This is a genomic window from Beijerinckia sp. L45, assembly GCF_009765775.1.
Lineage (GTDB): Bacteria > Pseudomonadota > Alphaproteobacteria > Rhizobiales > Beijerinckiaceae > RH-AL1.
Genome location: NZ_LMUU01000224.1, coordinates 7,192 through 16,103, shown reverse-complemented (window position 1 = coordinate 16,103; position 8,912 = coordinate 7,192). Strand labels below are relative to the sequence as shown.

The window sequence follows — 8,912 nt, the reverse complement described above, 5'->3', positions numbered from 1 at the left end:
GGGGGGCCTCGAAGGCCTGCAGATCAAGGCGCGGCGCGTCGACGGCGGCTATAGGCTCGACGGCAAGCTGCCCTGGGTAACCAACCTGAGGCCTGCAGGCTTTCAGGTCGGGGCTGCGGTGGCGGATGAGGCGAGCGGCGCGACCCTCGTCGTCGCGATCCCCTCCGACGCGCCAGGCGTCGCGCGCAGCGCCGATCTGGACCTGATGGCGATGCGCTCGGCGAACACCGCGGCCGTCGACCTGGTCGACGTGCCGATCGATGACGCGCAGGTGTTGACCACCGAGGCCAAGACCTGGCTTCCGCAGGTCCGCCCGGCGTTTCTCGGCATGCAATGCGGCCTGTCGATCGGGCTTGCCCGCCGCGCGCTCGTCGAGGCTCGTGGCCATCTCGGCGCCGCCCGCCATGTGCTCCGCGAGCCGATCCAGGATCGTGCCGCCGAACTGCAGCACTGTGAGGCGGAGCTGCGCGACGGCCTGCGCTCGGACGCCTATCAAGGCGCGGCCGCGCGCCTCTTCGAGCTGCGCATCCGGCTTGCCGAGATCGCCCAGGAGGCGGTCGAGCTCGAGCTGCAGGCTGCGGGCGGTCGCGCCTATCTCACGAAATCCGGCGAAGGCTTCCAGCGGCGCTGGCGCGAGGCCGCCTTCGTGCCGATCATCACGCCGAGCCTCGTGCAGCTGAAGGCGGCGCTGGCGGCGCAGCGCGATGCCGCCCGACACGCGGCATGACTAAGACCGCCATCGCGGCCCTCGAAGCGACGGGGATCACACTGCGTTATCCCGGCGCCGCTATGCCGGTGCTCGAAGACTTCGACCTCGCAGTGGCCCCCGGCGAGATCGTCGCCGTGCTCGGCCCGAGCGGCGTCGGCAAGTCGAGCCTGCTGCGTGTGCTCGCCGGATTGCAGCAGCCGAGCCGCGGTGCGGTTCGGGTTGGCGATCAACTGCTTTCCAGCGTCCATCCGCGTGTCGCCCTGGCGTTTCAGGACCCCGGTCTGTTGCCGTGGCTGACCTTAGAAAAGAACGTCGCCTTCGGGCTCGATTTCAAGCGCCAGCCGCGCCTGTCGCGCGAGGTGCGTGCCGCACGTGTCGACGCCGCGATCGACGAAGTGGGTCTGGCGCACGCGCGCAAATTGTTTCCCTCCGAACTGTCGGGCGGCATGGCGCAGCGCGCGGCTTTGGCCCGTTGCCTCGCACGAAAGCCCGAGGTGCTGCTGCTCGACGAACCCTTCGGCGCGCTCGACGAGGTGACGCGCGCCGCGATGCAGACGCTGCTGCTCCAGGTGACAGCCGACTTCGGCGCGGCGACCATTCTGATCACCCACGATATCGACGAGGCCCTGCTCGTCGCCGACCGCGTCGTGCTGCTCGGTGGCACGCCGGCCAGGGAGATCGGACAGTGGCGCATCGACCTGCCGAAGCCGCGCGAAGATGATCTGGTCGAACTCGGCCGGTTGCGCACGGACATCCTATTCAAGCTGCGCGCAACGCTGCGCCGGATCTAGAGAGAGCGCTTCGATGTGTGATGCCTGCTTTGGCCGCCGCGACCTGCTAAAGTTTTCCGCGATGCTGTCGGCCGCTGCGGCATTGCCGTTGCTGCAGACGCGACCAGCTTTTGCCGCCGATGCGCCGGTGCGCATCGGCTACCTCCCGATTACCGACGCGGCCCCGTTGCTCGTGGCCCACGCCAAGGGCTTCTTCGATGCCGAAGGTGTGAAGGCGGACAAACCGGTGATGCTGCGCAGTTGGGCGCAGATCATCGAGGCGTTTGTTTCCGGACAGGTCGATGTCGTGCATCTGCTGTCGCCGATGACGGTGTGGGCGCGCTTCGGCAGCAAGGTGCCGGCGAAGGTCGTCGCCTGGAACCACGTCGACGGCTCGGCGCTCACCGTCCTGCCGGAAATCGGAAGCATCAAGGATCTCGGCGGCAAGACCGTCGCCGTACCGTTCTGGTATTCGATCCACAATGTCGTGCTGCAGGCGCTGCTGCGGGACGGTGGTTTGAAGCCCATCATCAAGAAGAGCGGCGCGCCGGCGCCCGACGAAGTGAACCTCGTGGTGATGGCGCCGTCCGACATGCCGCCGGCGCTGGCGGCCAAGCAGATCGCCGGCTTCATCGTCGCCGAGCCGTTCAACGCCGCCGCGGAGCAGCTCGGCATCGGCAAGGTGCTGCGTTTCACCGGTGACGTCTGGAAGAACCACGCCTGCTGCGTCGTCTTCATGCACGAGGCCGATCTCGCGGCGCGGCCGGAGTGGTCGCAAAAGGTGGTCACGGCCATCGTCAAGGCGCAGGTCTTTGCGCGTGAGAACCGTGCCGAGACGGCGCAGATCCTGTCGAAGGGCGGCGTCAACCGCTACACGCCGCAGCCCGAGCCTGTGCTAGCCAAAGTCTTGGCGCCGCCGGCAGGCGATGCCGCAGCCTATGTCGCCAGCGGCGCCATCAGGCACGCCGACTGGCAGGAGCAACGCATCGACTTCCAGCCTTATCCCTTCCCAAGCTACACCGAGGAACTGGTACGCCGCTTGAAGCAGACGGAAGTGGACGGCGACAAGGCGTTTCTCGCCTCGCTCGATCCGGCCTTCGCGGCGCGCGATCTCGTCGACGATCGTTTTGTCAAAAATGCCATCGCCGCGGTCGGCGGTTTCAAAGCGTTCGGCCTGCCCGAAGGTTTTGACCGGCAGGAGCTGATCGCACCGTGACCGACCTTGCCCAGCGTGACGTCTCGCCGGCCGATCGCGATCTGATCCGGCCGTCGCGCGGACGGGCGCTGAAACCAATCCTGCTCGGTGCGCTGGGCCTTCTCGGCCTGTTGGTCCTGTGGTTCATCGGGACCGATCTGCTGCCGGGGCCCGGCAGCTTCATCCGGCGGTTCTCGCCGTTCCTGACCGTGGCGAGCCTCGGCGATCTCGTGACCGGCTCGGACCTTCTCACCCATGTCGCGGTCAGTCTGAAACGTGTGCTCGTGGGGCTGGCCTTCGCAGTCGTGATCGGTGTGCCGCTCGGCCTTGCCGTCGGCAGTTCGCGGCCGCTCGATACGGCGACGTCCCCGGCGTTCCAGCTGCTTCGCATGATTTCGCCGCTGTCCTGGATGCCGATCGCCGTCATGCTGTTTGGGCTCGGCGACGGCGCGATCTATTTCCTGCTGTCCTTTGCGGCGACCTGGCCGATCCTTCTTAACACCGCGGCCGGCGTGCGCGCCCTCGACCAGCGCTGGCTGCTGCTCGGCCGCAGCCTCGCCGCGACGCGTACCGAGACCCTGCTGCGCATCGTGATCCCGGGCGTCATGGGGCACGTGCTGACCGGCATCCGGCTCGCCATCGGCATTTCCTGGATCGTGCTGGTACCTTGCGAGATGCTCGGCGTATCGGCCGGCCTCGGCTATCTCATCCTCGATACGCGCGACCGGCTCGCCTATTCGGAGCTGATGGCCGTCGTTCTGGTGATCGGCGTCATCGGCTTCGCCCTCGACGGCGCGGCGCGCGCCCTGCATGCGATCTGGCGCCGCTGATCCGCGTAATTGCGCCTGGTCCCGTCAGCCGGGATTAAGACTTCACCTCGATCGTCAGCTCTTTGATTTCCGCCACCGGCGTCGGGTCCCAGAGGGCGCTCACCACCGCGTGGAGAGAAGCGTTGACCATCAGTTCGTGACCGCGGTCGAAGATGATCTTCACGCCGCCGCCGGCTTGCGTTTCCACGGCGCGAACCAAGGCCGGATTGACGGCGGCCGTTCGATTTCCCGAGCAGGGGAAGATAGGAATGTGCGGCTTCTGTGCCATAGGTGCTCCCTGGGTCGGCGGTGCAGCTTGCCGCCCCGGAGCTTAACGTGCGGTTCCTCGACCATCGGAATCCCCATCGCGTCTCCAGCCGTCGAGTCAGAGTCTTAACGGTCGATCCGGTATAAAGGCTTTTGCCTCCATATCTCTTTACACCTAAAGTCCTTTCGCATGAGCACCCCCCTTATCGCCGCCCCTGTTAAAGAGACGGTGGTGTCCGTGTCGGTCACGATCGGCGTCTCGGCGGCGGCCTTGGCAACGGTCGTCGCTGTGGCCATGATCGCGAGCCGCGCCGACGGACGCTATCAGCAACCCCTCCAGATGACGGCCTTTGCCGGAGAGGTCGCCACGGTGTGGAGCGACGTCTTCGACTTTTCGGATGAACCCCGCACCTTTATCGCGTCCATGCGGCGGATGGCGGAGGCGGATGTGCGACAGTTCAAGGTCGGCAAGATCGCGATCCTGGTTTCGACCTTACGGGCAGACAGCCGGAAACCATGCCAACCTCTGGTCACCTATTCCGGCGAGACGCCGGCCCGTTGGGATCAGTCTTTGTGTCCGCTTCGCGCTCAGGTCACCGACACCGAAACGATGAAAACGCTGGTCGTCGAAGGGACGGCGTGCATGCCGCCCTATGCGTCCGATGACCGGTCGCAGACCATGGCCGTCATCGACGTCCATGCCGGTACCTTGAGCCTCAGCACTACGCGGGATGGCCATCCGGAGCCGGCCTGCGAACGGACTGTGCATCTCCCGACGCCCAGCGCCCAGCTCAGCGGCATGTGAACGCCGCGGCTTTGCACTATCAGCCGCTGACGGCTGGTTCGCGGATGCGGTAGGCGCCGACGTAGAGTGCGGGCAGGAAGATCAGGGTCAGCACGGTGCCGGCCAGAATGCCGCCGATCATCGCATAGGCCATCGGTCCCCAGAACACCTGGCCGGCGATGGGCACCATGCCTAGACTTGCCGCCGCAGCCGTCAGCAGGATCGGGCGCATGCGGTGCACCGTCGCCTCGACCACGGCGTCCCAGGCCTCGCGCCCTTCGGCAAGATATTCGTCGATCTGGGTGACGAGGATCACCGAGTTGCGGATGATGATGCCGATCAGCGCGAGCACGCCGAGGATGGCGACGAAGCCGAGCGGCGCGCCGGAGGGCAGCAGCGCGGCGACGACGCCGATCAGCCCGAGCGGCGCGACACTGACGACCAGCAGCAGCTTGCCGAAACTCTGCAGCTGAATCATCAGCAGCAAGGCCATGGTCAATAACATCACCGGGACGACCGACGCGATCGGGCCTTGTCCTTTGGCCGCCTCTTCGACCGCGCCGCCGGTGGCGATGGCGAAGCCAAGCGGCGCCTCCTTGGCGAAGGCGTCGATCGCCGGCGCGAGTTCCGCGACGACGGTCGCCGGCTGCGTGGTATCGACGATCGTGCTGCGCAGCGTGATCGTCGGCAACCGGTCGCGCCGCCAGACGATCGGCTGTTCGAGGTCGTAGCCGATGCGGGCGAAGGCAAGCAGGGGCACGGACGTGCCGTTGGGCAGCGTGACCTGCAGCGTCTGCAGCGTATCGATCGAGTTCCGCTCCAGTGCCTTGGCGCGGCCGATGACATCGACGAGATAGATGCTGTCGCGCACTTGCGTGATGGTCGACCCGCCGACGAGGCCGTTGAGCACGCCCGCGATATCCTGTGAGGTGATGCCGAGCTGGCGCGCTTTGTCCTGAAGAATGTCGACGCGCAGCATCTGGCCCGGCTCGTTCCAGTCGAAAGTGGGAATGCCGAGATGCTTGTTGCCGCTCACGATGGCGGCGAGCTTGATCGCTTGGGCGCGAACCGTCTGCAGGTCCGGGCCGCTGACGCGGTACTGCACGGGACGCCCGACCGGCGGTCCGAGATCGAGCGAGTGCACGAAGACGTCGGTGCCGACGAAATTTTCGCGGCCGAAGCGCGTCAGCTTCGCCATCAGCGCGTTCCGCACTTCCAGCGACTTGGTCTCGACGACCATCTGGCCGAAGAAGGCATTGCCGAGCTGCTGATCGAGCGGCAGATAGAAGCGGATCGCGCCTTGGCCGACGTAGGAGCTCCATTGCGTGATGCCCGTTTCGTCCTTGAACGCGGCCTCGAAGCGATCCATCTGCCTGCGCGTTTCGTCGATGCTGCTGTTGTTCGGCAGTGTCATGTCGACGAGAATCTCCGGCCGATCCGAGGACGGAAAGAACTGCTGTTGCACGAACCCCATGCCGACGATCGACAGGCCGAGGGCAGCGACGCAGGCGCCGACCGTGACCCAACGCCAGCGCATCGCGCCGAGCAGCATCGCGCGAAAGGCGCGGGCGAAGCGGCTCGGCTTGTCCTCGTGATGCTTCAATGCCTTCGGAAGCAGTTTGACCCCCACCAACGGCGCAAAAAGCACGGCAACGATCCACGAGACCAGAAGCGACACGGCGATGACGACGAACAGGCTGTAGGTGTACTCGCCGGCGGCGCTGCCGTTGAAGCCGATCGGCAAAAAACCGGCGACGGTGACGAGCGTGCCCGTCAACATCGGGAAGGCCGTGGAGGTGTAAGCGAAGGTCGCCGCGGCGATGCGGCTGTCGCCGCGCTCCAACCGCGCGACCATCATCTCGACGGTGATCATCGCATCATCGACCAGAAGGCCGAGGGCGATGATGAGCGCGCCGAGCGAGATGCGCTGCAGCGTCACCCCCATCGCGTTGAGCACGACGAAGGTGATTGCCAGCACCAGCGGGATCGAGATCGAGACGACGAGGCCGGCGCGGACGCCGAGACTGATGAAACTCACCACCAGCACGATCCCGATCGCTTCGAGTAGCGCCTCGGTAAAGCCGCCGACGGCCTCCTCGACGATGCGCGGCTGGTCGGAGACGAGGTGGACGCCGACGCCGATCGGCAGCGTCGCCTCGACGGCATGCATCTTGGCTTTCAGATCCTCGCCGAACTGCAGCAGGTTGCCGCCGGCACGCATCGCGATGGCGAGGCCGACGGCCGGCTGGCCGTTGAAGCGAAACAGCGGCTGAGGCGGCTCGGGATAGCCGCGATGGATGTCGGCGACGTCGGAGAGGCGGAAGAAACGGTCGTTGATCCGCAGGTTGATCGCCTTGAGGCTGTCCTCCGACACGAACTGGCCGCCGACGCGCACGGACACCTGCTCGGCACCGGCCTGGATGACGCCCGAGGGTACGATGGCGTTCTGTGTTTGCAGCGTCTTGATCAGCGCCTGCGTGTCGAGGCCAAGCCCTGCCAGCTTGCGCGTGGAAAAATCGAGGAAGATCGCCTCGTCCTGCGTGCCGATCAGCTCGGTCTTGCCGATGTTCTTGACCCGCAGCACTGCGCTACGCACGCCTTCGACATAGTCGCGCAGCTGGCGCATCGAGAGGCCGTCAGCGGTAAAGGCGTAGACGTTGCCGAAGACGTCACCGAATTCGTCGTTGAAGGCGATGCCGCCGAGGCTATCGGGGAACGTGCCGCGAATGTCGTTGATGTGCTTGCGCACCTGATAGAACAGGTTCGGCAGCTTCTTGGGATCCGTGGTATCCTTGAACTGCACGAACACCGTGGCATGGCCGGGCGTCGTGTAGCTGCGGGTAAAATCGAGCGAGTCGACTTGCTGCAGCTCCTTCTCGATGCGGTCGGTGACCTGATCGAGCGTGTCGGCGATGGTCGCGCCGGGCCACGTCGCCGAGACGACCATCGTCTTGATCGCGAAAGCGGGATCTTCCTCGCGCCCGAGATTGCGGTAGGCCATCACGCCGGCAAGGACGGAAATGATCATCAGGAACCAGATGAAGGACCGGTGCTTGAGCGCCCATTCCGAAAGGTTCAGACCCATTACAGACGCGTCCCTTTTGCCTTCGTTGTCGTCGCGCCCGCTTCGCCGGCGACCGCCTGACCATCGACGAGGCTATGCACGCCGGCGATAACGACCTTGTCGCCGGCGGCGAGGCCGGACCCGACGAGGACCTGATCATCGCTCGAGCCATTCAGCGTCACCGCGCGGCGAAGAACGCTGTTGCCGTCTGGCGCCAGCAGCCAGACGAACGATTTGCCGTCCTGTGACAGGACCGCTTGCGCCGGCACGGTGATGCGCGGCGCGATATGCCGATCGACGGAGACGCCGATCGTCGTGCCGATGCGAAACGCGGCGGATGGCGTCTGCAGCGTCAGCCGCACGCGATGCGACCGGGTCGCCGGGTCGGCGAGAGGTGCTATCTCGCGGACGATGGCCGTTGCCGTCACCGCGGGTTCGGATTGCAGGCGAACGGTAAACGGCATCTTCGGATGAACGCTGGCGATGAGCTCGTCGGGGATGTCGACCACCGCTTCGCGGATATCCGGGCGGGCGACGGTTACCACCGCGGCACCGTTGCCGACGTACTGCCCGACTTCGGCGTTCCAGACGGTTATGACGCCGTCGAATTGCGCCCGCAGTTCGGTGTAGCCGATCTGGTCCTCGGCTGCCTGCAAGGCGGCCTGGGCCTGATCGAGCCGCGCCTTGGCGGTGTCACGGCTGGCGACGGCGTTGTCCAATGCGGCCTGCGGGGCGTTGCCGCCGGTCGCCAGCGTCCGCTGGCGTTCCTCGACGCCGCCGGCGTTGGCGAGCTGCGCCTTGGCATCGGCCACATCGGCCTGGGCGCGGGTCAGCGCGAATTGGGTAACGGTCGGGTCGAGGGCGGCGAGCCGCTGGCCGGTGTGCACGACATCGCCGACATAGACGTCGCGGGCGACCATTCGGCCGGCCAGCTGGAAGCCGAGTTGCGTCTGGTAGCGCGCCTCGACGGTGCTGGCGAAGGGCCCGAAGGTCTCGACCTCGACCGGCGCAACCGTCATCGTCAGGACGGGTCTGAGGGCTGCTTTCGGCTGCTCGGCCTCCTTGCAGCCGGCGAATACCAGAAAGAGCGGCAGAATGCCGACCATCGTCAGCTTCAACGGGATCAAGACCGCTTCTCCCGTACCGCGACGACCTGACCAGGATGCAGGAACTGGATCCCGGCGGTGACCACGGTGTCGCCGGGCGCGATGCCGCCGGACAGGACAAGCGTGTCGCCGGCGAAGCGGTCGACCGTCACCAGGCGCGGCGCGACGGCGCCGGTCCTGCGATCGAGCGTCCAGACGGCAGGCGCAT

At 66.2% G+C, this 8,912-nt stretch carries 7 protein-coding genes and 2 pseudogenes; 5 read left to right on the top strand and 4 right to left on the bottom strand.

Annotated features, from left to right (window positions below; translation table 11 throughout):
* The 4 genes and pseudogenes from GSQ79_RS23955 to GSQ79_RS23940 form a co-directional block, all read left to right on the top strand.
* A pseudogene (locus GSQ79_RS23955) lies at positions 1-727 on the top strand (acyl-CoA dehydrogenase); the annotation flags it as partial.
* Positions 724-1,500 carry an ABC transporter ATP-binding protein gene (locus GSQ79_RS23950; RefSeq protein WP_158811285.1) on the top strand — a complete coding sequence of 259 codons (777 nt, stop codon included), beginning with the start codon at positions 724-726 and terminating at the stop codon, positions 1,498-1,500. The pseudogene GSQ79_RS23955 and the gene GSQ79_RS23950, both read left to right, overlap by 4 nt.
* Before the next feature lie 13 nt (positions 1,501-1,513).
* The gene (locus GSQ79_RS23945) at positions 1,514-2,695 is read left to right on the top strand and encodes an ABC transporter substrate-binding protein (protein ID WP_158811284.1); all 1,182 of its coding nucleotides are present in this window, start codon (positions 1,514-1,516) and stop codon (positions 2,693-2,695) included.
* Complete coding sequence (locus tag GSQ79_RS23940; RefSeq protein ID WP_158811283.1) at positions 2,692-3,504, top strand: ABC transporter permease; 813 nt, start codon at positions 2,692-2,694, stop codon at positions 3,502-3,504. The genes GSQ79_RS23945 and GSQ79_RS23940 overlap by 4 nt, the downstream gene beginning before the upstream one ends.
* A gap of 34 nt (positions 3,505-3,538) precedes the next feature.
* On the opposite strand, the gene GSQ79_RS23935 is transcribed toward GSQ79_RS23940, so the two are convergent.
* The gene (locus tag GSQ79_RS23935; protein ID WP_158811282.1) at positions 3,539-3,772 is read right to left on the bottom strand and encodes a hypothetical protein; all 234 of its coding nucleotides are present in this window, start codon (positions 3,770-3,772) and stop codon (positions 3,539-3,541) included.
* A gap of 168 nt (positions 3,773-3,940) precedes the next feature.
* On the opposite strand from GSQ79_RS23935, the gene GSQ79_RS23930 reads away from it, so the two are divergent.
* On the top strand, positions 3,941-4,555 hold the full coding sequence (locus tag GSQ79_RS23930; RefSeq protein ID WP_158811281.1) for a hypothetical protein: 615 nt from the start codon (positions 3,941-3,943) through the stop codon (positions 4,553-4,555).
* 19 nt (positions 4,556-4,574) lie between these two features.
* Here the strand turns inward: GSQ79_RS23930 and GSQ79_RS23925 are convergent, their stop codons facing one another.
* The 3 genes and pseudogenes from GSQ79_RS23925 to GSQ79_RS29860 all read right to left on the bottom strand — a co-directional run.
* Positions 4,575-7,619: an efflux RND transporter permease subunit gene (locus GSQ79_RS23925; RefSeq protein WP_158811280.1), complete on the bottom strand. Its 3,045-nt coding sequence runs from the start codon at positions 7,617-7,619 to the stop codon at positions 4,575-4,577.
* Complete coding sequence (locus tag GSQ79_RS23920) at positions 7,619-8,725, bottom strand: efflux RND transporter periplasmic adaptor subunit (RefSeq protein WP_246725545.1); 1,107 nt, start codon at positions 8,723-8,725, stop codon at positions 7,619-7,621. Before GSQ79_RS23920 ends, GSQ79_RS23925 begins: the two co-directional genes overlap by 1 nt.
* A pseudogene (locus GSQ79_RS29860) lies at positions 8,722-8,912 on the bottom strand (efflux RND transporter periplasmic adaptor subunit); the annotation flags it as partial. The pseudogene GSQ79_RS29860 and the gene GSQ79_RS23920, both read right to left, overlap by 4 nt.

Bases quoted from the DNA above. Each gene is read 5' to 3' on its own strand.
- GSQ79_RS23950 (WP_158811285.1), top strand. From the start codon at position 724: ATGACTAAGACCGCCATCGCGGCCCTCGAAGCGACGGGGATCACACTG.
- GSQ79_RS23925 (WP_158811280.1), bottom strand. From the start codon at position 7,619: ATGGGTCTGAACCTTTCGGAATGGGCGCTCAAGCACCGGTCCTTCATC.
- GSQ79_RS23935 (WP_158811282.1), bottom strand. From the start codon at position 3,772: ATGGCACAGAAGCCGCACATTCCTATCTTCCCCTGCTCGGGAAATCGA.
- GSQ79_RS23930 (WP_158811281.1), top strand. From the start codon at position 3,941: ATGAGCACCCCCCTTATCGCCGCCCCTGTTAAAGAGACGGTGGTGTCC.
- GSQ79_RS23945 (WP_158811284.1), top strand. From the start codon at position 1,514: ATGTGTGATGCCTGCTTTGGCCGCCGCGACCTGCTAAAGTTTTCCGCG.